The sequence below is a fragment of the Actinocrispum sp. NPDC049592 genome (genome assembly GCF_040675465.1).
Taxonomy (GTDB): domain Bacteria; phylum Actinomycetota; class Actinomycetes; order Mycobacteriales; family Pseudonocardiaceae; genus Kibdelosporangium.
In genome coordinates this window covers 119,913-143,173 of sequence record NZ_JBFAPA010000006.1, presented here as the reverse complement: position 1 = coordinate 143,173, position 23,261 = coordinate 119,913, and the positions used below count along the sequence as shown (strand labels likewise).

General features: G+C 68.6%; 20 protein-coding genes. 9 read left to right on the top strand and 11 right to left on the bottom strand.

Translation table 11 applies throughout. The features are described from left to right. Window positions 1–56: 56 nt before the first annotated feature. From AB0J95_RS17520 to AB0J95_RS17500, 5 genes are read right to left on the bottom strand one after another with little or no spacing between them, the layout of a single operon-like run. Window positions 57–3,944, bottom strand: a complete 3,888-nt coding sequence (locus AB0J95_RS17520) for a beta-ketoacyl synthase N-terminal-like domain-containing protein (RefSeq protein ID WP_364758209.1) — start codon at window positions 3,942–3,944, stop codon at window positions 57–59. A gap of 10 nt (window positions 3,945–3,954) precedes the next feature. Further along, window positions 3,955–4,746 carry a thioesterase domain-containing protein gene (locus AB0J95_RS17515; protein WP_364758207.1) on the bottom strand — a complete coding sequence of 264 codons (792 nt, stop codon included), beginning with the start codon at window positions 4,744–4,746 and terminating at the stop codon, window positions 3,955–3,957. Further along, on the bottom strand, window positions 4,733–5,002 hold the full coding sequence (locus AB0J95_RS17510; RefSeq protein WP_364758205.1) for an acyl carrier protein: 270 nt from the start codon (window positions 5,000–5,002) through the stop codon (window positions 4,733–4,735). Before AB0J95_RS17510 ends, AB0J95_RS17515 begins: the two co-directional genes overlap by 14 nt. Then, window positions 4,995–6,269, bottom strand: coding sequence for an FAD-dependent oxidoreductase (locus AB0J95_RS17505; RefSeq protein ID WP_364758204.1), 1,275 nt, complete (start codon window positions 6,267–6,269; stop codon window positions 4,995–4,997). Before AB0J95_RS17505 ends, AB0J95_RS17510 begins: the two co-directional genes overlap by 8 nt. 12 nt (window positions 6,270–6,281) lie before the next feature. After that, entirely contained in the window at window positions 6,282–7,322 is a 1,041-nt protein-coding gene (locus AB0J95_RS17500; protein ID WP_364758202.1) for a DUF1996 domain-containing protein, read from the bottom strand. A 616-nt stretch (window positions 7,323–7,938) separates the two neighbouring features. Here AB0J95_RS17500 and AB0J95_RS17495 point away from each other — a divergent pair. Together AB0J95_RS17495 and AB0J95_RS17490 are read left to right on the top strand one after the other, a co-directional pair. Beyond that, complete coding sequence (locus AB0J95_RS17495) at window positions 7,939–8,286, top strand: roadblock/LC7 domain-containing protein (protein ID WP_364758200.1); 348 nt, start codon at window positions 7,939–7,941, stop codon at window positions 8,284–8,286. Window positions 8,287–8,347: 61 nt separating this feature from the next. Beyond that, window positions 8,348–8,857, top strand: coding sequence for an ATP/GTP-binding protein (locus AB0J95_RS17490; RefSeq protein WP_364758793.1), 510 nt, complete (start codon window positions 8,348–8,350; stop codon window positions 8,855–8,857). Here AB0J95_RS17490 and AB0J95_RS17485 read toward each other — a convergent pair. Both AB0J95_RS17485 and AB0J95_RS17480 read right to left on the bottom strand, forming a co-directional pair. Continuing rightward, a complete protein-coding gene (locus AB0J95_RS17485) occupies window positions 8,841–9,827 on the bottom strand; it encodes an inorganic phosphate transporter (RefSeq protein WP_364758198.1) in 987 nt (328 codons plus the stop codon). The genes AB0J95_RS17490 and AB0J95_RS17485 overlap by 17 nt on opposite strands. A gap of 2 nt (window positions 9,828–9,829) precedes the next feature. Further along, entirely contained in the window at window positions 9,830–10,450 is a 621-nt protein-coding gene (locus AB0J95_RS17480; protein WP_364758196.1) for a DUF47 family protein, read from the bottom strand. 546 nt (window positions 10,451–10,996) lie between these two features. Here AB0J95_RS17480 and AB0J95_RS17475 point away from each other — a divergent pair. After that, window positions 10,997–11,641: a PhoU domain-containing protein gene (locus AB0J95_RS17475; protein WP_364758194.1), complete on the top strand. Its 645-nt coding sequence runs from the start codon at window positions 10,997–10,999 to the stop codon at window positions 11,639–11,641. A gap of 206 nt (window positions 11,642–11,847) precedes the next feature. Here the strand turns inward: AB0J95_RS17475 and AB0J95_RS17470 are convergent, their stop codons facing one another. The 4 genes from AB0J95_RS17470 to AB0J95_RS17455 all read right to left on the bottom strand — a co-directional run bounded on the left by AB0J95_RS17470 (window position 11,848) and on the right by AB0J95_RS17455 (window position 16,652). After that, window positions 11,848–13,071, bottom strand: coding sequence for a S1C family serine protease (locus AB0J95_RS17470; protein ID WP_364758192.1), 1,224 nt, complete (start codon window positions 13,069–13,071; stop codon window positions 11,848–11,850). Window positions 13,072–13,185: 114 nt separating this feature from the next. Next, the gene (locus tag AB0J95_RS17465) at window positions 13,186–14,643 is read right to left on the bottom strand and encodes an aldehyde dehydrogenase family protein (protein ID WP_364758190.1); all 1,458 of its coding nucleotides are present in this window, start codon (window positions 14,641–14,643) and stop codon (window positions 13,186–13,188) included. Then, entirely contained in the window at window positions 14,640–15,767 is a 1,128-nt protein-coding gene (locus tag AB0J95_RS17460) for an NAD(P)-dependent alcohol dehydrogenase (RefSeq protein ID WP_364758188.1), read from the bottom strand. Before AB0J95_RS17460 ends, AB0J95_RS17465 begins: the two co-directional genes overlap by 4 nt. A gap of 78 nt (window positions 15,768–15,845) precedes the next feature. After that, window positions 15,846–16,652: an IclR family transcriptional regulator gene (locus tag AB0J95_RS17455; RefSeq protein WP_364758186.1), complete on the bottom strand. Its 807-nt coding sequence runs from the start codon at window positions 16,650–16,652 to the stop codon at window positions 15,846–15,848. Between the two features lie 100 nt (window positions 16,653–16,752). Here AB0J95_RS17455 and AB0J95_RS17450 point away from each other — a divergent pair, with 100 nt between their 5' ends. The 6 genes from AB0J95_RS17450 to AB0J95_RS17425 are packed head-to-tail and all read left to right on the top strand — an operon-like array spanning window position 16,753 to window position 22,875. Further along, window positions 16,753–18,066: an ABC transporter substrate-binding protein gene (locus AB0J95_RS17450; RefSeq protein ID WP_364758184.1), complete on the top strand. Its 1,314-nt coding sequence runs from the start codon at window positions 16,753–16,755 to the stop codon at window positions 18,064–18,066. Next, window positions 18,063–18,818, top strand: a complete 756-nt coding sequence (locus AB0J95_RS17445) for an ABC transporter ATP-binding protein (RefSeq protein WP_364758182.1) — start codon at window positions 18,063–18,065, stop codon at window positions 18,816–18,818. Before AB0J95_RS17450 ends, AB0J95_RS17445 begins: the two co-directional genes overlap by 4 nt. Next, window positions 18,818–19,528: an ABC transporter ATP-binding protein gene (locus AB0J95_RS17440; RefSeq protein WP_364758180.1), complete on the top strand. Its 711-nt coding sequence runs from the start codon at window positions 18,818–18,820 to the stop codon at window positions 19,526–19,528. The genes AB0J95_RS17445 and AB0J95_RS17440 overlap by 1 nt, the downstream gene beginning before the upstream one ends. Next, on the top strand, window positions 19,525–20,403 hold the full coding sequence (locus tag AB0J95_RS17435; RefSeq protein WP_364758178.1) for a branched-chain amino acid ABC transporter permease: 879 nt from the start codon (window positions 19,525–19,527) through the stop codon (window positions 20,401–20,403). Before AB0J95_RS17440 ends, AB0J95_RS17435 begins: the two co-directional genes overlap by 4 nt. Next, window positions 20,400–21,422 (top strand): branched-chain amino acid ABC transporter permease, encoded by a 1,023-nt coding sequence (locus AB0J95_RS17430; protein WP_364758177.1) that lies wholly within the window; start codon window positions 20,400–20,402, stop codon window positions 21,420–21,422. Before AB0J95_RS17435 ends, AB0J95_RS17430 begins: the two co-directional genes overlap by 4 nt. Next, window positions 21,409–22,875: an aldehyde dehydrogenase family protein gene (locus AB0J95_RS17425; RefSeq protein WP_364758175.1), complete on the top strand. Its 1,467-nt coding sequence runs from the start codon at window positions 21,409–21,411 to the stop codon at window positions 22,873–22,875. The genes AB0J95_RS17430 and AB0J95_RS17425 overlap by 14 nt, the downstream gene beginning before the upstream one ends. Window positions 22,876–23,261: the final 386 nt, after the last annotated feature.

Genomic DNA, 23,261 nt, shown 5'->3' with positions numbered 1-23,261 from the left:
TCGTTCGACCCGGTCAACAGCCGGCAACCGCACCAACCCCGCGGACCGCCGTGCGGTCACCCTTTTGGGCCCGTCCCCACCTCCACCAGCAACCCGACGATGTCCGCCAACGTCCGCACCTCGGCCAACCGCTCGACCCCCACCCCAGCCACCCCGCCGAACTTCTCGCCCAGCACCCCCATGATCTCCACCCGCTTGATCGAGTCGATCCCCAAATCCCCCTCCACATCCATCCCGGTATCCAGCATGTCCACCGGATAGCCCGTCTTGTCCGACACCACGGCCAGCACCGCATCCCGGACCACATCCGGGTGGACCCCCGCAGGGGCGGGCGGCTCCAGGCTTGAAAGCGCAGGCGTCAGCGCGACAGCCGGGGGCGGCGTGGCCAGGCTCGGTGCGGTTGGCTGGGCGCCGTTGGTGGGGGCTGGTGGGAGTGCGACGAACGGTGGTGCGGAAATCTGGGCTGGGGTGTGGGTGGATGGTTGTGGTTGGGCGGATGGGAGGGGTGTTGGGTTGGTGAGTGGGGGTAGGGCAGTGGTGGTGGGTGCTGAGGGCTGGGCTGGGAAGTGAGTGAGTGGTTGCGGTCGGGTGGATGGGGCTGGCGCCGGGTTGGTGAGTGCGGGTAGAGGGCTGTGGGAGGGGGCCGAGGGCTGGGCTGGGGTGTGAGTGGGTGGTTGCGGTCGGGTGGATGGGGCTGGTGTTGGGTTCGTGCGTGTGGGTGAGGCGTTGGTGGGATGGGGGTGGGTGATGGTTCGGAGGAGTTCGGTGGCGTGGATGTGAGTCTGGCTGAGGGTGTGGGCGTGGTGGAGGAGGGCGTTGATCGTGGTCAGGGTGTCCTGGTGCGGGTTGGTGGTGAGGAGGGTGGCCAGGTACTCGGTGATGCGGAGCTGGTTGGTGAGGTATTCGCGGTGCAGAGCCAGGTGGTCGGCGGCGACGGACTCGATGGTGGTGGGCATTCGGTGACCACCGGAGGTAGGGCGCGGGTCGGTACCGGCCGAATGGTGAAGGCCATCGGTGGTGAGAGCCAGGTGGTCGGCGGCGATGGGCTCCATCGAGGCAGGCAGTTGGTGACCGCCGACGGCAGGACGCGGGCCGGTGACCCCAGCCGAGTGGTGAGGTCCGTCGGGCGAGGAAGGGCTGGTGGCAGTGGACTCCAGCGGTGCGGGCAGCCGGTGATCGCGAGGGTCGGTGGTGAGGGCGTGGTGGGTGGTGGCCAGGGACTGGTCGAAGGCTTGGCGGCGCTTCTCGGACAAGTGGTTCACCCCGTTCAATGGGATCCTCATTCCGTGGGTCGGTGACGGCTCTGGGTGGGTGGATGCGTGGCGGTTGAGGGTGTGGAGGGGGAGGCCGAGGACGAGGAGCTGGGCAGCGAGTTGTTTCAGGGAACGGTCGCTGTCGGTGCCCGGGCCGGAGTCGGCGGCGAGGATGTGCACGTCGGGGTGGCCGGCGAGGATCGTGCGGACGAAGCCGCCGAGCACCGCGCGGGGGCCGAACTCGACGAAGATCCGCAGCCCCGACCGGTACATCTCCTCGATCCGGGACGCGAAATGCACCGGCGACCCGATCTGCCGCACCAGCAGATCCCGGTTGGCGGCCACATCGTCGCCGTATGAGGCACCGGCAACGTTGGAGTACACCGGGAAGGAAGGCCTGCCGACGTCCACTGCAGACAAGGCGGTCCGGAAGTCCGCGCCGGACACGTAATGGGTGTGGAAAGCGGACGCGACCGGGATCTCCTGGGCGCCGACACCGGCAGCACGGCACGAGGCGACGAAGCCGCGGACCGCGGAAGTCCCGCCGCCGACAACGGTCTGGTCAGGCGCGTTGATGTTGCACACGAAGACATCCGGGTGCGCGGCGACCAGTTCGGTCACCTTGTCGACGTCCAGCCGGACCGCGGCCATCGTGCCCGGATCGGACGACCGAACGGACATGGCCTGGCCGCGCGCCCAAGCCAAACGCAGGAACGTCGAATCGCTGAAGCTCCCGGCCGCGCACAACGCCGTCAGCTCACCGAAGCTGTGCCCGATCGCACCATCAGCCGCGAACCCCGACTCGGTCAGATACCGGTACTGCCCCAAAGCGAGAGCGCCCACGGCGGGCTGGGCATGGGAAGTGCACCGCAGAGCCGCCTCCTGCGCGGCCCGGGTGGCCGCATCGAAAGCCGGTGCCGGGAAAACCACCTGCCCCAATGGAGATGACGTGGAGGCAAGGTCGAATGCGGCCCTGACCGACGCAACCGCGAGAGCCGCCTGCGCGCCCATCCCGACGTACTGACTCCCCTGACCGGCGAACATGGCGGCTACCGACCCGTCCCACGCCACAGCCCGCCGCCGGTAGTAGCAACCAGGCAACGAGAACGACGAAGGATCATCCCGCAACCGCCGGACCGCTTCGGCCCGCAACGAAGCAAGCTCCTGCGAAGTCCGGGCGACAATCGCCAGCCGCGCGGAAGAAGCAGGCACATGCTCCGAACAAGTCGCCGACGACTCGACGAGGGCCGCCAGCGAAGAAGCCGACTCAGCATGCCAGATATGCACCCGAGCAACAGGATGCAGCGCAGTACCAGCAGAGCCGTGTTCCTCAAGCACACAGTGGAAGTTCGTCCCACCGAAACCAAAGGAGGACAGCGCTGCTCGCCGGACCGGGCGTGCGGGATCGGCGATCCAAGGTCGCGCCGAGGTGTTCACGCAGAACGGCGAACCGGCGAACTCGGCACGCGGCCGGGAGACGTTGATCGTGGGCGGCAACACCTTGTGGTGCAACGCCAACGCCAGCTTGATCAACCCGGCCGCCCCTGCAGCCGCCTTGGTGTGCCCGATCTGCGACTTGACACTGCCCACGGCCACGGATGCGGGCGGGGCTGCGGCGAACACCTCCCGCAAGGCGGCGAGCTCCGTCTGATCACCGACTGCCGTCCCAGTCCCATGGCACTCAACAAGTCCGACCTCAGCAGGGTCGAAACCCGCGTCCGCGTAAGCCCGGTTCAACGCCACAACCTGGCCTTCCCGTCGTGGCGCGTAGATGCTCTTGAACCGGCCGTCGCTGGAACTCCCGATTCCCCGCAGCACCGCGTAAATCCGGTCGCCGTCCCGTTCGGCATCGGCCAACCGCTTCAACGCCAGCATCCCGATGCCCTCGCCGATCAACGTCCCGTCGCCCGCCGCGTCGAACGGCCGGATGGTGCCACTGCGCGAGAAAGCAGGGGTCTTGGAGAAACACAGGTACATCAGGATGGTGTTCTCCGCGTCGCAGCCACCGGTGATCATCAGGTCGGCCCGGCCACTGACCAGTTCGGACACCGCGAGGTGCACTGCGGCCAGGGAGCTCGCGCAGGCCGCGTCCACCGTGCAGTTGGTGCCGCCGAGGTCGAACCGGTTGGCGATCCGCCCGGCGACGACGTTGCCCAGCATGCCGGGGAACGAGTTCTCCTCCCACGGCGCGAACGCCTTGACCCACGTGGCCGCGATCTCGTCCGCAGCGGCGCCGCTGATCCCGAACGAGTGCAGCACCCGCTTGAGCACAGGGGTCTGCAACCGCGTCGCCAGCGGCTGGGTGAGCGAGTTCGCGCCGGTCACGCCGAGGACGACCCCGGTCCGAGACGGGTCGTACCAGGCCGACCCGGGCGCGCCCGCGTCGGCGAGAACCTGCTTGGCCACCACCAGACTCAGCAACTGCAGCACATCGGTGACCTCAAGACTGCTTGGTGGCAGGCCGAACTCCAGCGGGTCGAAGTCGACCGTGGGGATGAACCCGCCGCGCTTGCAGTAGGTCTTGTCCGGCGCCGAAGGATCGGGATCGTAGTAGTCCGCGATCGACCAGTGCGTCTCCGGCACATCCTCGATGCAGTCCCGCGCCTCGACGACATTGCTCCAGAACTCCCGGAGATCCCGGGATTTCGGGTACAGCGCGCCCAGGCCGATGATGGCGATCCGGTTGTTCACAGTGGTCCCCTCAGATCAGCTGACCGGCGAGGCGGGAGCGGAACACGCCTGCGATGGCGTCGGTCTCGCCGACCATGGAGTAGTGGTCGCCCGGGCAGTGCTCGACGGTGAGCGCGGGAGCCAGTCGTTGCCAGCCCAAGGCACCGGGCGTGGCCAACAGCCCGACCGCCGGGCGGACCAACGTCATCGGCACCCGTGCGGGCGGAGCTTCATACCCCGCGGTCAGATCGACGTTCCTGAACAGTCCAGTGAGATAGACTTCGAACAGCTTGCGCATCCCGGCGACCGTGACATCCGGCCACACCAACCCAGTTCGGATCGCCTCTCGGAGAACAACTGCCAGCGCGTCCTCAACGGACAGTCCACCAGGGACATCGACAGTGAGGCGCCCACCTCGTTTCGCGGCGAGGTACCCGGCAAACCAGGTCACCAGCACCTCGGGTGGAAAGTCGCTGGCACGCCGCTGGTTTTCCGGAACGGGAGCGATGCTGTCCAGTGCGACCAGGTGCAGCGGCAGGCGATGGTCGGGCAGCAGGCTGGTGGCCGCGTACGCGATCACACCGCCGAGCGACCAACCAGCCAGCAACCACGGTCCGGAAATGCGGACGATCCGGTCGGCGACATGCTCGGCGAGCCCGGCCACGGACACGCCCCGGCTGTCGTCGTGCAGCATCATCGCGCGGTACGAAGGGATCTGCTCCAGATCGATCACCAGAAGGTCCACTTCCCGAGCGAGACCCGCGTAGCAGGATGCGGGCAGCGCGCCGGGATGGACCATGACGACCGTGTCAGTGGCGGGCACCGGCACGCTCCTGAATGGACACGATCCACGCCGACAGGTCGGCGATGGTCGGGTGGTACCACAGCGCCGTGGTCTCCAGCTCGAGGCCGAGCCAGTTCTCCAGTTCCCCGGCCAGCACCAGGGCCTCGGTGGAGTCCAGGGCGAACTCGTCGAAGTACTGGTCGACGTCGACCTGCTCCGGCGGGACCGCGAGCCGGCCGGCGATCCTGGCCACCAGCCACTCCTGGACTTCTGCGGCGGTGCGGCGGTCAGTCATCACTGTCCTTTCTGTACAGAACCGACTCGGCGGCCGCCTGGCCGGAGTCGAACGCCGACTCGTGCGAGCCGACGATGTCCGGCCCGAGCCGGCGGGAATGGAAGTAGGACCCGGCGAACTTGACCCGCGAGCCATCGTTCACCGAATGGATCTCCCGTTGCAGGCGCCGGACCTCAGCGGTGAAGACCGGGTGCCGGTACCGCAGGTCCGCGATGACGTGCTCGTCGCGGATCCGGAGTGGACAGTCCAGCGACACGAAGAAGTCCTTGTCGCAGGAGAAGTCCTGCAGCCGGTTGAGGTAGTAGACGACCCACGAGCGCAACTCGGGGGAGCGGCCGTAGTTCCAGCTGCGCCAGTGTGCTTTGTCGGCGGGCATGATCGTCGCGTCGGTGTGCAGGACCGCACGTGTCGGGTGGTACTCGATCGCGGCGAGCATGAGCTGGCGTGGGGTGGGACGTTCGAGGAGGCGGAGGGCGTCGTCGGCGTGCGTGGCGAGCACGACCTGGTCGAACCGTTCGACTCCAGCAGCGGTCCTGACCTCGACGGTGTCGGCTTCCTCGCGCACGCCCAGTACTTCTGTCCGGAGGCGAATGGCGGCGTTTGCCTGCAACCGGTCGAGCACCGCGCGGACATACGTGATGCTGCCGCCTCCGACAGTTCGCCACGGCACGGTCCGGCCACCGAGCCCTTCGGCGCCATGGGCGAAGAAGAATGCGATCACCGTCGAGGCTGGCATGTCCCAGATCCGCTCGGCGGGCACCGACCAGGCCGCGGTGGCGATCAGCACGATGAACCCGTGCCGGAAGGATTCGCTGTACCCGTTGCGATCCAGGTACTCGGCGAGCGGAATGTCCGCCCGGCCGCGCATGAAGTCCTTGGGGGACTCGCGGTGGAACCGGTTCGCCTCGCGCCACAGCGACACGAACCCGGCCGGATAGCGCGCCACCACCTCGGGTTCGGGCAGGTCGAAGTCCTCGGAGACATACGCGGAGCCGCCGTGGTCGAAGAAGCTGAACCGGCCGGGGTGCGCCTTGGTGGACACGCCGAGGTCAGCGAAGAACTTTGTGAGGGACGGATAGTGCGGCTCGTTGTAGACGATGAACGCCGTATCCAGCCCCAGTGTGGTGCCGTTGTGGTCGACCTCGACGGTGTGCGCGTGGCCGCCGGCTTGCGCGGCCGACTCGAACAACGTCACCTCCGCGTCGGCGCGCAGCCGGTAGGCGGCCGAGAGGCCCGCTATCCCGGCTCCGATCACGGCGACTCTCACCACGTTCCTCCTTCAGCGCTTGCCGAACAGGGCGGACAACAGACCGGCGAACGGACCACCATCCGATGTGGACTCAGGCATCGTCGGGGGCGTACGGCGGGGCTCGGGCCGGTTGGGCGGGCCCGCGGTCACGCCGATCACCGTGCGCAGCGGGCGGTTGGCGATGCTGCCGAAGATGTTGTTGCTGTTGAACAGGTCGAGGAACACCCGGACGAACGTGCCCTGACCGAACGCGTCCCAGCCGTTCATGAAGTCCGCGTGCCCGGTCAGCGTGCTGTTCATCGCTGAGAGCGTCAGGCCCTTGCTGGACTTCTCGTCCGGCCAGAACACCGTTTCCTTCAACCCCGGCACAGGGACCGGATGGCTGGCCGGGCACTTGCCGCCGGAGCTGAACTCCATGTGGCTGATGTGGTTCGGGCTGTCCAGATCCGTGCCGTTCCAGCAGTCCGGGAACCACACGGTCATGGTCAGCGGCTTGGCCGGGTCCGGGCAGGACGGGATCACACTCGGCGAGGCCTGGCTGACATCGTCGTTGCAACTCCACTCCACTGTGGACAGCTGCTGAGGCATCATCGCCATGGCGTTGCCGGACACCATCTTCAGGCCACGGGGGAACGGCTCCACCCGGTCCTTGAACCTCGCCTGGTAGGTGGCGACCAGACGCTCCGCGGTCACCGGCTGACCGTTGCGCCGCAGGTTCGCCACCCAGTACGCGGACTTGTCGAACGGGATGTTGCACGTCGTCAGCGCGCTCTTGCGCAGGCTCGACGTGGAGGAGAAGGCGTTCGTCGTGGGGTTGCCGTAGAAGTCGTGCGTGTGCGACTTGTTCGGCTCGTCGAGGAAGACGATCGGGTCGTCGTTGTTGCGGTGACTGAAGGTGCACACCGCCTGAAACGAAGCGTCCTGTTTGGACGACGGGGCGGCCACGGGCGCGGCGGTGCTGAACGGCGCGGTCGCCACGACCACCCCGCTGATGGTCGCAGCGACCGCGGTCAGCGCGGCCGCGAGCCGGGCGGGCGCGCGGCTGCCGGTACGCACAAGGCGATCTCGCATGGGTTCGGGACCTTCCTGGGTTCGGGCCGCGGAGACTCCGCCGGGCCCGGCTCCGCCAGGCTATGGCTCCAACCCGTGAGCACAAGGTCACTGACCGTTAAAGGAAGGTAAATGCCGGTCCGGCCGCGGTGAGCCGCCTCACCTGAACGAAAAAGTTCATTCTGGTCACGGCTCGAATGCAATCGATCGCCCTCGAAGGTCGGCGATGGCGGTGTTCTGAATTTATCCCTACCGACCAGTAGGTTCGCCTGGTGATGAGGCCGTGCGCCGAACATGTTTACAGCTGTTTAGATGGACGTCGGCAATGATCATCGTTCACGCATGGGTGATTTCCGGGTGTCGCCTCCAGCGGCTGCACCGCATGCATATCGACGCGATACGCGCTGGCAGAGCCGTCTTTCGGTCGCTCGGCAGAAAGTACTTCGCCAGCTTGGGGCGTATCCTGTTACCTGTCGGTAACCTTGTCGCCTGGAATGCCGCCGGAATTCGCCGGATGCGCGTAAGAATCGCGTCAACAATCCTGGGTTAACGGTGGTAACCGTCACAGCGGTTGGCTCGTTGCGGCCAGACAGGGCTAGCGTGCGGTGCTGGTTCTTCCGGGTCCAGGAGGGGTTCGATGAATGAGCTGATCACGTCTTTCGTGCGGGCCACGCCCGGAGTCGCGCACGCCGTGCTGGCCGGTCCGGACGGCCGGCTGCTGGGGTGTTCCGACCCGCTGCCTTCGGACACCGCGGACGAAGCCGCCGCCGTGGTGTCCCTGCTGCAAAGTGTGGCCGGTGGTGCGGCACGGTTCTTCCGCGCCGAGCCGGTCACCCGGACCGTCGTGACGATGGACCAGGGGCTGTTGCTGCTGATGGCCGTCGGCGACGGTGTCGCGCTGGCCGTTTTTGCCGAGCCCGACACGGATTTCGCCCCCGCGGCGCACTTCGCCGGGCGGCTGGCGTGGGAGGTGACGGGTGGTTGACTTCGCCCAGCGGGTCCGCCGGTACGCCTGGATCCGCGGCACCACCCGGACCGGCGGCCGGATCGCGTCGAAGATCGTGGTCACCGGCGGGTTCGGCGCCGGGAAGACGACGTTCGTGACGTCGCTGTCCGAGATCGAGCCGCTCACCAGCGAGGCCCCGCTGACCGGGATCCGGTTGTGGGACAAGCGGACCACGACGGTCGCCATGGACTTCGGCCGGGTCACCATCGACGGCGACCTCGTGCTGTACCTGTTCGGCACGCCGGGCCAGGACCGCTTCTGTCTGCTGTGGAACGACATCATGCTGGGCGCGGCCGGGGCGATCGTGCTGGTGGACACCCGCAAGCTCGCCGACGGGTTCGCCGCCGTCGACTACTTCGAGGCGCGCGGCCTGCCGTTCGTCGTCGGCGTCAACCACTTCCACGGCGTCGCGACGCACACGACCGACCAGGTCCGCGAGGCCCTCAGTCTCCCCGCCGCGACCCCCGTCTACGCCTGCGATGCCCGCAGACGCGCCTCCACCACGCGCATCCTGACCGATCTGATGCAACACATCAGAACAACCGCGTGATCGTGTAGATGATCGCCGCGACCGTAGCGGCGGCAGGCAAAGTGAGCACCCAGGCGGTGACGATGTTGCCCGCGACCGACCATCGGACGGCGGAACGGCGTCTGGTCGCGCCGACACCCATGATCGCCGACGTGATCACATGTGTGGTCGAGATCGGTGCGGCGAACACGAAAGCGGTCAGGTACAGCACGGACGCGGCCGAGACCTCGGCGCTGAACCCGTACGGCGGGGTCAACGGGAAGATCCGGCGGCCGAGGGTTCGCATGATCCGCAGGCCGCCCGCGTAGGTGCCGGCCGCCAGAGCCATGGCGCACAAGAGGATCACCCAGAACGGCACCGAGTAGTCCTGCTGGTGCCCGGTGATCACCAAGGCCAGCACGATCACGCCCATGCTCTTCTGGGCGTCCTGCAGGCCGTGCCCGAACGCGAGACTGGCCGCGGAGAAGATCTGCGCGCGCCGCATGCCGCGGGCGACCCGGTGCGCGTCGGCCGCGCGGAAGATCCACAGCATGCCGGTCATCACCAGGTAGCCGAGGACGAACCCGACGACGGGGGAGATGATCATCGGCAGCGCGACCTTCTCCAGCACGCCGCTCCACTGCACGGTGGTGGCGGACGCGAGTGCGGCGCCGACCAGGCCGCCGATCAGCGCGTGCGACGAGGACGAGGGCAGGCCGAAGTACCAGGTGATCAGGTTCCAGGTGATCGCGCCGATGACGGCCGCGATGATCACGGTGAGCCCCTGGTCGGGGGCGGGCGTGGCGATGACGCCCTTGGCGACGGTGACCGCGACACCGGTCCCGGCCAGGGCGCCGAGCAGGTTCATCGCCCCGGCGAGCACCAGGGCCCCGCGCAGCGAGAGCGCCTTGGTGGAGACCGCCGACGCGATGGCGTTGGCCGCGTCGTGGAAGCCGTTGGTGAAGTCGAACCCGAGCGCCAGGACGATCAGCAGGATGAGGGAGAATTCCACGGTCAGCTTTCCTTGACCGCGATCCCGTGCACGACGTCCGCGACGTGCTCGAACGCGTCCGCGGCCGACTCCAGCTGGTCGATGACCTCCTTGAGCTTCATCACCGTCAGCGTGTCCACCTCGCCGCTGAACAGCCACTTCAGCATCCGCCGGTAGACCTGGTCGGCCTCGTTCTCCAGCTCGTTGATCTCCACCCAGTAGCCGTGCAGGCCGGCGGGCTTGCTCAGCCTCGGCATCGCGTCCGCGGTCAGCGCCGCCGCCCGGCACAGCAGCTCGACCTGGTTGTGCACGCCTTCGGGCAGGTCACCGACCTCGTACAGGGTGGCAAGGTCGACCGCCGCGTCGATGAAGTCGATCACGTCGTCCAGCCGCAGGGCCAGCCGGAAGATGTCCTCCCGGTCGAACGGGGTGATGAACGAGCGGTTGAGCTGCTCGGTGATGGCGTGCGTCGACTCGTCCCCGGCGTGTTCCACCTCGTGCATGCGCTTGGCCAGCTCGGGATGCCGTTCGGGCGGCGCGGTCACGAACTCGCGCAGCACCTCAACGCAGGCGCTGATGTTCGCTCCGCACTCGGTGAACATCGTGAAGAACTTCGTGTCCCTGGGCTGTAGCCGCAGTCGCATGGCGGTTCCTTCCTGGCCGGGCATCCGATGTGGACGACGCGGACCGTACCTGCTAGCCGGCGCGGCACTAACAGCAGGCATGGTCCGGACCTGGTCGTTCGGACGAACTCGGACGAAAGGGTTGGTGAACTTCTGGGTGCCCAGGAGGTCGGGGATTGAACATCCGGCCGGTCAGGCGGGCACGGTGACCACCCGGAGGAAGGTGTCCAGCCGCGCTTGGCCGCCCGGTAGGAGGGCAGTTCGTCGGCGAGCTTGACGGTGATGACCAGGTCGGGTGGCGCCCCAGTGGCTGATGGCCGGTTCCAGCTCGCGGCCGACCGCCGTCAGGGCGTGGACCACGCGCGCTGCGGCGTGATGCACGACCTCAACGGTTGCGGTCCACAAGAGACTGACCGCGAGTCAGGCAGGTGTGCCGGTGGGTGGCTATCGCGATGTTGCGCGCCGAATCCCGGCGGGGCGGAATCCGGGGTGTCCGGCCTGGTCCACGACGTCACTACCGGACTGGTCGAACCCGTCCCGGAGTCCTGACAGGTAAGCTGCGCAGCTATGCGGGAGGCTTTCCACGGGGATCTGGCCCGGTTGGGCGAGCAGCTGTCGGCGATGTGCGCGCGCAGCGCGGTGGCCATGCGGCAGGCCACGACGGCGTTGCTGGGCGCGGACCTGCCGTTGGCCGAGCAGGTGCTCGGCGCGGATGCCGAACTGGATCTGCTGCGCAGCCAGTGTGAGGAGCAGGCGCACAGCCTGCTGGCATTGCAGGCCCCCGTGGCCGGTGACCTGCGGCTTGTCCTGTCGGCCGTGTACTGCGCGGACAAGATCGAACGGATGGGCGACCTGGCCGCGCACATCGCGGACACCGCCCGGTTCACCCATCCCGCGCACGCCGTCCCGGACGAGCTGACCGGCAAGTTCGCCGAGCTGGGCCGGATCACCGCGGGCATGGCCGACCGGATCGGCGAGCTGATCTCCGCACCGGCCGAGGGCAGCTTCGCCGAGCTGGAGCAGTGCGACCACGGCGTCGACGCCTTGCACGCCGAGGTGTTCGAGATCATCACCGCGCCCGAATGGCCGCACGGTGCCGCGTCCGCGTCCAGTCTTGCTTTGGTGGCGCGGTTCTATGAGCGGTTCGGTGACCAGTCGGTGTCCGTCGCGCGGCGCCTGGAGTTCGCGGCCACCGGCGACCTGCCCAGCTAGGTCCGGCGAGCCGGGGTCCAGCCGGGGCGGGGGACGGGCGCCGAGGACGAGTCATCAACTGTGAGACCGCGGCCCGGATGTTCCACATTGGACGCTCGGCCTGTCCGTGCAATGACTCCGCCGCCATCGACTGCCATGTCGCCTTGGCCCTGACAGTCGCCAAAGCCCTGGCCGACCTCTGATCGACCAGGGCTTCTTCGCGGAACTCAGCCCACTGGGCCGGTGGCGAGTTTGACGGTGGTGGTGTGTTGCTGTCCGGTCTGGTCCAGCCAGGTCACCTTGACGCTGTCACCCGGGTGGTGCTGGTCCATCGCGTGGGTGAGCGCGGTCGTCGAGGTGGTCTGCCGGCCGTCGAGCGCCGTGATGATCGACCCGGCGGTGAGCCCGGCCTGAGCGGCCGGCCCGCCGGAGACGACACCCTGGATGCCCACGCCGCCGGTGGTGTCGGTGATGCTGATGCCCATGATCGCCGACTCTCCGATGTGGACGGTTGAGGACGCGGTCTTCGACTCGATCTGCCTGGCGATGCTCAGCGCCTGGTTGATCGGGATCGCGTACCCCTCGGCGCCGCCGATCTGACCGCCGCGCCTGCCCAGCTGGTACCCGGCCGAGGCGGCGGTGTCGACGCCGACGACCTGGCCGCTGCTGTTGGCCAGCGCGCCGCCGGAGTCACCCGCCTGGATGTTCGCGTTGACCTGGATCAGGCCGGTGAGGTCCTCCGAGCTGGAGCCCGTCTCGTCGGTCGCGGTGATCGACTGGTTCAGCGCGGTCACCGTGCCGGGCGCCACATCCGGCGCGCCGCCCCGGCCACCGGCGTTGCCGATACCCAGGATCTGGTCGCCGACTTGCACGGACGACGAGTCGCCGAGGGGCGCGGTAGTCAGCCCGGACGCGTTCTTCAGCTGGATCACGGCGATGTCGTGGCTGCGGTCGTACCCCACCACGGACGCCTCGTAGGACTGCCCGTTCTCGATGTCCGTCACCGAGATCTGGGTCGCGCCCTCCACGACGTGGTTGTTGGTGAGGATTTCGCCGTTGGCGGTGAGCACGATGCCCGTGCCCGCGGCCTGCCCACCCTGGTATCCGAGCACGGTGTTGATGTCCACCAGGCCCGCCGCGACCTTGGACGCCGCCTCCGACGAGTCCAGCGGTTGCTGCTGAGGTTCTTGTTGCTGCGGTAGTTGTTGTTGTGGCTGCTGCTGTTGCGGGAAGCTGAACGACGTCTCCGGCGTCCCCGGAGTCTCCCGCCCAATAGCCCACCCCGCCACACCCACCCCGACGAGCACAGCGAGCGCAAACGTCACCAACAGCACAATCGGCCCGCGCCGTCGGCGAGGGGGTGGTGGCGGCGGAGCCCACTGCTGGGGATATGACGGCGGCTGCCAGGCGCCGTACTGCTGCCCTGCCTGCCGCGGATCGATCTGGCTCACGCCCGTCTCCTTTCCTACCTCACCAGTAAGCGCCTCCTCCCTGAGAGTTGCCGGTGCCACGACCATGAATCGACTAAGAGAAACCTGTCAGACGTGACAGCCAGTTGAGGGTGTTCAGAACGGGTAGTGGGCTTGTTGGGTGGCGAGGGTGAGCCAGCGGGTGTTGGTGAAGGCTTCGAGACCCCAGCGGCCGCCGAAGCGGCCGTAGCCGGAGGCCTTGAAGCCGCCGAAGGGGGCCTGGGGTTCGTCGGCGACGGACTGGTCGTTGATGTGGACGATGCCGGTCTGCAGGCGGCGGGCGACGTGCAGGCCGTGGGTGCCGTTCTCGGTGATGATGCCGGCGGTGAGGCCGTTCTCGGTGTCGTTGGCGAGCTCGACGGCCTCGTCGTCGGTGGCGAACGACTGGACCACGCAGACCGGGCCGAACGACTCCGCGTGGTAAAGCTCGGCGTCCGGGGTGAGTCCAGTGAGGACAGTCGCGGGGTGGACCGCGCCCTCGACGTCGCCACCCGCGACAACACTGGCGCCCTTGGCGACGGCGTCCCGCACGAGACCGGCGACGCGCTGCGCGGCGGCGGGGGAGACCAGCGGGCCGATCACGGTGCCGGGCAGGGCCGGATCCCCGGCGGGCAACGCGGCGACCTTCGCGGCGAACTTGGTGGTGAACTCCTCCACCAGGGACGAGTGCACGAGGATCCGGTCGCCGGACATGCAGATCTGCCCCGCGTTCATGAACACGCCGAACGTGGCGGCGTTGACGGCGTAGTCCACGTCGGCGTCGTCCAGCACGATGATCGCGTTCTTGCCGCCCAGCTCCAGCAACGCCGGCTTGAGGTGCCGGGCGGCGTGCATGCCGATGATCCGGCCGACCCCGGTCGACCCGGTGAAGTTCACCGCGCGCACCCGGGGGTCGGCGACCAGTGCCTCGGCGATGCCGGCCGCGTCGGCGGGGTCGTTGGTGATCACGTTGAGCACGCCGTCGGGAAGCCCGGCCTCGTACAGGACATCGGCGATGAACAGTCCACATGCGAGCGGAGCGTCCTCGGAAGGCTTGACCACCACGGTGTTCCCGGCCGCGAGAGCCGCGGCGACCGCCCGGACGCCCAGGATGATCGGCGCGTTCCACGGGGCGAACGCGGCCACCACACCCACGGGTTCCCGCACGGCGAGCCCGAGGACGCCTTCCTCCTGAGCCGACAGGACTTCCCCGCGGGGCGCGGTGATCGCGGCGGCCGCCTCACGCAGCATCGCCGCAGCCAGGCCGACGTTGAAGTACGCCCACGGCCGGGTCCCGCCGACCTCGCCCGCCATCAGGTCCGCGGCCTGGGAAGTGCGTTCCTCCAACACATCCGCGGCCTTCAGGAAGATCGCCCGCCGCTGGAACGGGCTCATCGCCGCCCACGCGGGGAAAGCGGCCTGGGCCGCGTCGACCGCGAGAGTGACGTCCTCGACTCCCGCGGCGGCCACGGTCGCGAACACCTCGCCGGTGTACGGGCTGATGTCCTCGGTGGTGCGGCCGGAGCGGGCCGGGACGTCCTTGCCGCCGATCAGAAGGTCACGGTTGCGCGTCATCGGAGTTCCTCCGCGGGTTGTGAACAGGGCATACGGACGATCGGCTTGATCACGTCGCCCGCGTGGGACGCGGCCAGCGCGTCCTCCACCTGGTCGAGGTCGAACCAGGACACCAGCCGGTCCATCGGGAACCGGCCCTGGCGATACAGGTCTATCAGGGCGGGGATCAGCTGGGTGCTGCGGCCGCCACCACCGAGCACGCCGACGATTCGCTTGCCCCACAACGTGGTCAGGTGGTCGAGGGTGAACTCGGCGGCGGCCGGGGCGCCGCCGATCAGCGCGCACGTGCCGAGCATGCCGACCGAGTCGGCCGCCTGGCGCACCACGGAGATGATCCCGGTGCACTCCAACGCGTTGTCGGCCGGACCGCCGCAGATGTCGGTGACCGCCTGGACCGGGTCGTCCTCGGCTGCGTTGACGGTGTGGGTGGCGCCCAGCGAGCGGGCCAGGTCGAGCCGGGAGCCGTGCCGGTCGACGGCGATGATCGTTGTGGCGCCGGTGTTCCGGGCCGCCATGACCGCGGCGAGACCGACCGAACCGGTCCCATAGATCACCAGGCTCGACCCCGCCTCGGGCCGCAATGTGTTGAGAACCGCGCCCGCACCAGTGGAAAGCCCGCACGCCAACGGGCCGAGCAGCTCCAACGGGACTTCCCGCGGCACGGCCACCAGGCTGCGGGCGTCGGCGATCGAGTAGGTCGCGAACGAGGACTGGCCGAAGAAATGGCCGTACAGAGCCGAACCATCGGCCCGGCGGTACGCGGAAGGCCCATCCGGCCGCGTCCCACCGACCAGCAACGACCCCAATCGCGCGCAGTACCGGGGCTCACCGGCCAGGCAGTTCCGGCACGAACCGCACCACGGCCAGCCGATGACGACGTGATCACCTTCGGCGAACCCGGTCACCCCAGGGCCGACGGCGGCGACGGTGCCGGCGCCTTCGTGGCCGAGCACGCCGGGAGCGGGAAACGGCAGGTCACCGTGCCGGGCCAGGCCGTCGGTGTGGCAGATGCCGGTCGCGGCGATCCGGACCAGCACCTCACCGGCGCCGGGGCCGTCGAGGTCAACGTCCTCCACCCGGAAAGGCCCGTCTTGCTGGGCGAAGACCGCCGCCTGGACTCGCATGGCGGCAGAGTCTGGTGCCGCTGATCAGCACTGTCAATGAATCGTTCCGATATCCAGACTCAGCACTCGGATAATGAACTATGAGCGGAACCCGAGCCGCGACTCGATGTCCGCGACCGTCCGGCGCAGCGGGCCTTCCAGCCGGTTGACCACCGAGTCGATCGTGGTGTTCCAGTGCGTGAGGTGCACGGCGACGTTCACTGCAGCCACGACCCCGCCGCTGCGTCCACGCACCGCGGCGGCCACCGCCCGCAGACCGGCGGCGAGCTCCTCGTCGTTGACGGCGATCCCGCCGCGCCGGACCCGGGCGAGCGAGACCATCAGCTGCTCGCGGGCGGTGATCGTCTTCGGGCCGCGCCGGGCCAGGTCGGTGCGGTCCAGCAGAGTCCGCAACGCGGCCGGTTCCTGGTGGGCCAGCAGGGCCTTGCCGAGCGCGGTGCAGTACGCGGGCAGCCGGGAGCCGACGTTCAGGTGCAGGCTCATCGCCGCCACCCCGGTCCGGCCGCTGCGGTGCCGGTCGATGTAGACCACGTCCGGGCCGTCGAGCACCGCCATGCTCACGGTGTAGCCGGTCTTGTCGGCCAGCCCCTGCAGGTCGGGACCGGCGACCCGGGTGATCTCCATCGATGTGATCGCCGCGTAGCCGAGGTCGACCGCGCGCGGGCCGAGCGAGTACTTCTTGCTGTCCGGGTCCTGTTCCAGGTAGCCGAGCTTGGCCAAGGTGGCGACGTAGCGGTAGGTCGTGCTGCGGTTGAGGCCCACCGACCTGGAGAGGTCGGCGATGCCCAGCACCGGCCGCCCCTCGCTGAACTCGGCCAGGATCTGCAGGCCGCGCTCCAGGGACTGGGAGAAACCGGCCGGATCGGCGTCCGCTCGAGTAGCCATTCCGCATATTAACCAGAGATCTCGACTATCTGAACAACATCTTGACCTGTTCCATCGCCACTCCCTACGGTCCGTCCACCTTTTCCGACGGGAGGCGACAATGCCCCACTCCCCGAACTCCGGTTTGACCAGACGGCAGCTGTTGCGGGCTGCCAGCCTGGGCATCATGGCCGGCCCGGCGCTGGCAGCGTGCCGGATCGGCGCCGGCACCAGCAGTACCGGCGGCACGGGCGCGATCAAGATCGGCTTCGTCAGCCCGCGCACCGGGCCCGCGGCCGGGTTCGGCGAGCCGGACGGCTACGTGCTCGACCTGGCCAGGCAGGCGTTCGCGTCGGGCCTCACCCTCGGCGGCACGAAGTTCGACGTCCAGATCATCGACAAGGACAGCCAGTCCAACCCGCAGCGGTCCGCGCAGGTGGCCAACGACCTGATCAACGGTGACGGCGTCGACCTGATGCTCACCACGTCCACGCCGGAGACGGTCAACCCGGTCTCGGACGCCTGCGAGGCCGCCGGTGTGCCGTGCGTGTCGACCGTTGTGCCTTGGGAGGCCTGGTATTTCGGCCGCGGCGCCAAACCCGACCAGAAGCAGGCGTTCCAGTACACCTTCCACTTCTGTTTCGGCGTCGAGCAGTTCCACAACGCCTACCAGACCCTGTGGTCCCAAGTGGACACCAACAAGAAGGTCGGGGTCATGTGGCCCAACGACTCCGACGGCAACGCCATCCGCCAGGCGCTGGGCCCGCTGCTGACCAAGTCCGGGTACACCATCGTCGACCCGGGCGCCTACACCGACGGCACCAACGACTTCTCCTCGCAGATCGCCAGGTTCAAGGCGGAGAACTGCGAGATCTTCAACGCCTTCCCGATCCCGTCGGACTTCGCCACGTTCTGGCGGCAGGCCGCGCAGCAGGGCTACCGGCCCAAGATCGCGCAGATCGCCAAGACCGGCCTGTTCCCGTCGCAGGTGGAGGCGCTCGGCCCGATCGGCGTGAACATCGCCGGTGGCGCCTACTGGACGCCGACCTACCCGTACACCTCCTCGCTCACCAAGGTCACGTCACAGCAACTGGGCGACGGCTACCAGAAGTCCGCCGGCAAGCAGTGGAACCAGCAGCTGGGCCCGAGCCTGGCGCTGTTCGACGTGGCCGCCGCCGCGTTCCAAGCGGTCACCGATCCCAAGGACCGCAAGGGTCTGGCCCGCGCGATCGGCACCCTTGACGTGCAGACACCGGTCGGCCGCCTGCAGTGGGGCAAAGGCCCGAACGCCAACGTGGTCGCCGCGCCGATCCTGGGCGGCCAGTGGATCGCGGCTCCGGCGGGCAGTCCGTACAAAGTGGACTTCGTGCTGTGCGACAACTCCAGCGACCCGAACGTGCCGGTCGCCGCGAAGCTGCATCCCTACACCGCATGAGCACCGTGCGGAGCAAGCCCGTCCAGGCGACCGAGCCCGCGCTCGCCGGGCTCGGCCTGTCGCTGAACTACGGCGATCTGCGGGTGCTCAACGAGGTCGACTTCAGCGTCGGCGCTGGTGAGGCAGTCGGCATCGTCGGACCCAACGGCGCCGGCAAGACGACGTTGCTCGGCGTGCTCGCGGGCGCGATCAAGCCCGATCGCGGCACTGTCCACATTGGTGGGCAGGACGTCACCAAGCTGAGGCAGGAGATGCGGTGCCGCAAGGGAATCGGGCGCGCCTTCCAGATCCCGCGGCCGTTCGGCGGGATGACGGTGCTGGAGAACGTCCTCGTCGGTGTCTCCTACGGCACCCGCGTGTCTCGAAACGACGCTTATCGCCGGTGCGTGGAAGTGCTGGAGCTGTGCGGGTTGATCGAGCTGGCCAACCGCCGCGCGGACACTCTGGGTCTGCTGCACCGCAAACGGCTTGAGCTGGCTCGTGCGCTGGCGACCGGGCCGCAGGTGCTGCTGCTCGACGAGATCGGCGGCGGGCTCACCGACGCCGAGGCCGAGCAACTCGTCGATACCATCAAACAGTTGCACGGCCTGGGAATCGGCATCGTGTGGATCGAGCACATCGTGCACGTGCTGGTCCAGGTCGTCGAACGGCTGGTGTGCATGGACGCCGGGCGGGTGATCGCGGACGGTGAACCCGAGGCCGTGCTCAGCGACGCTCATGTCGTCGACGCTTACCTGGGAGGTGGGCACTGATGCTTCAAGTGTCCCATGTGGACGCGAAACACGGTCTGTTGCAGGCCGTTCGCGGTGTCTCCCTTGTGGTTCGCGAGGGCGAGGTGGTTGCTCTCGTCGGCGCGAACGGTGCGGGCAAGTCCACCCTGCTGCGTACGATCGCCGGTGCCCACCCCGCCGCGGCGGGCACGATCACCCTCAACGGCAAGGACATCACCGGCCTCGCCGCACATCGCCGGGTCGCGCTGGGCGTTGCTTTGGTGCCCGAGGGGCGGAAGCTGTTCCCGGACCTGACTGTCGAGGAGAACCTGCTCGTCGCGGGCCGTCGGGCCAGGAAAGGCCCGTGGTCCGTCAAGACCGTCCTCGACGCGTTCCCGATGCTCGAACCCTTGCGGCACAAGCGCGCCGCCAACCTGTCCGGCGGCCAGCAGCAGGCCACCTCGATCGGTCGCGCGCTGATGACCAACCCGCAGGTGCTGTTGCTCGACGAGGTTTCGCTCGGCCTCGCCCCGGTCGCGGTCGACTCGGTGTACGAGTGCCTCGCGGTGCTCATCGACGGCGGAACCACGATTGTGTTGGTGGAGCAGGATCTTGGCCGCGCGATGTCGGTGGCGGACCGGGTGGTGTGCATGCTCGAAGGCCGGGTCGCGCTCGAGGCCGCGGCCGGAATGGTCACCCGCGACCAGGTCACCGGCGCGTACTTCGGGCTGGCACGGAAGGGATCGGCATGACCTGGGTCAACGCTGTCGTGCAAGGTTTGTTCCTCGGTGGGCTGTACGCATTGTTCGCATGTGGACTGTCGCTGATGTTCGGTGTCATGCGGATCATCAACCTGGCCCATGGCGACATCGCCGTGCTGGGTGCGTTCGGGGTGTGGGTGCTCGTCGCCGAGGCGCACATGTCCGTTCCGCTGGCGCTCATCCTTGTCCTGCCTGCCATGCTCGTCATCGGTTACCTCTTGCAGCGCACGGTTCTGGCGCGCAGCCTGCGCGGGGGCGAGCTGACTCCGCTGCTGACCACGTTCGGCCTGGCCATCGTGCTGCAGAACGCGCTGCTGGAGATCTTCTCGCCGGATGTCCGTTCGCTGGGGCCGTCGGCCGGGTCGCTGGCCACCGGGAGCTGGCGGCTCACTGATCAGTTGTCGGTGCCGTACCTCGGGGTCGTGATCCTCGCGGTCGCTGTCGCCGTGCTCGGTGGGTTGCAGTTCATGTTGCGCCGCACCGGGATCGGCCGGGAGATGCGCGCCACCGCGCAGGATCCGGACACCGCCGCGCTCGTCGGCGTGCCCGCCGCCTCGGTCTATGCGAGGGCGACCGCGATCGCCGTGGCGGTGGCCGCGCTCGCTGGGGCGTTCCTGGCGATGCAGTCCACGTTCGACCCGTCCAGCGGCCCGACGCAGCTGATCTTCGCGTTCGAGGCGGTCGTCATCGGCGGGCTCGGCTCGTTGTGGGGCACGCTGACCGGCGGCATCGTGCTCGGTGTGGCCCAGACCATCGGCGCCGCCATCGACCCGCAGTACGCGATCCTGGCCGGGCACCTGGTCTTCCTCGTCATCCTCGCCGGCCCGCGTGGCCGGTTCATCGCCGTCAGGAGGGCGACCGCATGACCACCGCGGCTCTCGCACAGTGGACAGTCCAGCGCTCCAGCCCGGCCTCCCGCATCGCATCCGGTGTCTTCATTCTCGTCGGCATCGGGTTGTTCGCGGTGCCCCAGGTGTTCGACGCCAACGTCGTTCAGCAACTGACGAGTCTGCTGATCTTCGTCATCCTCGCGGTGATGTGGAACGCGCTGGCCGGGTACGCGGGCCTGGTCTCGGTGGGGCAGCAGGCGTTCATCGGGTTCGGCGCCTACGGCACGATTCTGCTGACCCAGCAGGGCATCCAGCCTTACCTCGCCGTGGTTCTCGCCGCCGCGGGTTCGGCGGTGCTGGCGTTGGTGTTGTCCCTGCTGGTGTTGCGCCTCCGCGGTGGCCAGTTCGCGGTCGGCACCTGGGTCGTGGCCGAGGCCATCGCCGTGTTGTTCCTGCTCAACCACGATCTGGGCGGCGGCACCGGCGTCTCGTTGCAGGGGCTGAACGTGTTCGCGCCCGAGGTCCGGCGCGCGCTGACGTACTGGCTGACGCTGGGCTTCGCGGTTCTGCTGCTCATCCTGCTGTTCCTCCTGCTCCGGCACCGCACGGGCGCGGCGCTGCAGGCGATCCGGGACGACGTGCTGGCGGCCGCGTCGCTCGGGGTCCGAGCCCGGCCGTTGAAGCTGCTGCTGTTCGTGCTGGCCGGGTTCGGCTGTGGCGCTGCCGGGGCGTTGACCTTGGCGAACACGCTGTTCATCCAGCCGCAGTCGATCTTCGGCGTGCAGTGGTCGGCCGCGATGATCTTCATGGTGCTGGTTGGCGGGCTGGGCACGTTCGAGGGCCCGATCCTGGGCGCCATCCTGTACTTCGCGGTCCAGAATCTGTTCGCCGACCAGGGCGCCTGGTACCTGATCGGGCTCGGCGTGACGGCGGTCGCGTTCGCCCTGTTCCTGCCGCGCGGGCTGTGGAGCCTGGTCGGCGACAGGCTGACGGTCCGGCTGCTCCCGCTGGGCTACCACCTGCGGCGGGATACTGGACGCCGTGATCACTCCTGAGTTGCGGGTCCGCCACCACATCGGCGGCGAGTGGACCGAGCCGGTCAAGGGCGGCAGCTACCCGGACCACAGCCCCTGGACCGGGGAAGTGCTCGCCACGGTCGCCGCCGGTGACGCCGAGGACGCCCGGCTCGCCGTGGAGGCCGCGCACACCGCGTTCGGCACGTGGGCCAGCAGCCCGCCCGCTGAGCGGCAACGGATCCTGCTGCGCGCGGCCGATGCGCTGGAACGCCGCTCGGACGAGATCGTCGCCCTGCTCGCCGCGGAGACCGGCTGCGGCGCGATGTTCGCCAACGTGCAGCTGGAGTTCGCCGGATCACTGCTCCGCCAGGCCGCGAACATCCCGTACGCGCCGACGGGTCAGATGCTGCCGTCGGACGTCCCCGGGACACGGGCCATGGCCGTGCGGCGCCCGGTCGGCGTCGTCGCGGCCATCGCTCCCTGGAACTCGCCCCTGCCGTTGTCCGGCCGAGCCATCGTCGGGCCCCTCGCGCTGGGCAACACGGTCGTGCTCAAGCCGTCCGAGGAGGCGCCGATCACCGGCGGCACGCTGTGGGCGGAGCTGTTCGCCGAAGCCGGGCTACCGCCGGGGGTGTTGAACGTGGTCACGCACGGCCCCGGCGACGCGGGCGCGATCGCCGAGGAGCTGATCTCGCACCCCCACGTCCGGCGGATCAACTTCACCGGGTCCACCGTGACCGGCCGGCGGCTCGCCGAACTGGCCGGCCGGCACCTCAAGCGCCTGGTGTTGCAGCTGTCCGGGCAGAACCCGCTCATCGTGCTGGCCGACGCCGACCTGACCTACGCCGTCGACGCCGCTGTCTATGGCGCGTTCGTCCACCAAGGACAGGTGTGCATGTGCGCGCGCCGAATCTACGTCGAACGCCCGATCGCCGACGAGTTCACCCGCCTGTTCACCAAGAAGGTCGCCTCGCTGCCCACCGGCGACCCGAGCGACCCGCGGACCATCGTCGGCCCGGTGATCAACAAATGGGCGTTGTCCCTGCTCACCCGCCGGGTCGAGGAGGCCGTATCCTTGGGCGCCCGGGTCCTGACCGGTGGAACCCCCGCGCCACCCGTCTATCCGGCGACCGTGCTGACCGACGTCCCGCCCGACGCCGAACTGGCCTTCACCGAGACCTTCGGCCCCGTCGTCATGCTCGACACCGTCGCGGACGTCGACGAAGCCGTCGACGCCGCCAACGCCTCCCAATATGGCCTCGCCGCCGGAGTCCTGACCAGCGACACCCACCGCGGCCTGCGGATCGCCCAACGCCTCGAAGCCGGCATCGTCCACGTCAACGACCAGCCGGTCAACGACGAACCGCAGATGCCGTTCGGCGGGATGAAGGACAGCGGGTGGGGCCGGTTCGGCATGGGCTTCGCCGCCGAGGAGTTCTCCGAACTGCAATGGGTGACCCTACGCGGTGAACCCCGAGAGTTCCCGTTCTGACCGAGTCCGATGTGGACGAAATCCCGAACCCGGATCGGCGTGCCCAGCACTCATCGATCTCCACACCCCCAGGCACTGCCCATTCGAGCGACGCATCGCAATGCCTCGACGCCGCCATCGAGGCTGACAAAATCATCGCGGCAGCCGAGGCGTACAAGGTGCGAGCCCTGGCACGGTTCGGGTCCCGCCTCGGCGTTGAACCAGATTGCGCGGGCCGAGGATCTGGTGGAACGGTTGCCCGGCACCGTAGCCGCTCAATGTGACGGTGCCGATGATCACGTTGCTGGGTCTTAACGAGTGTCCGGGGAGTTGTCGGGGTATGGGCTGATCACCGCGGGGCATGCCCGGGAGCTTGTGGCGGCGGCTGATTACCGATCCGGTGGGGC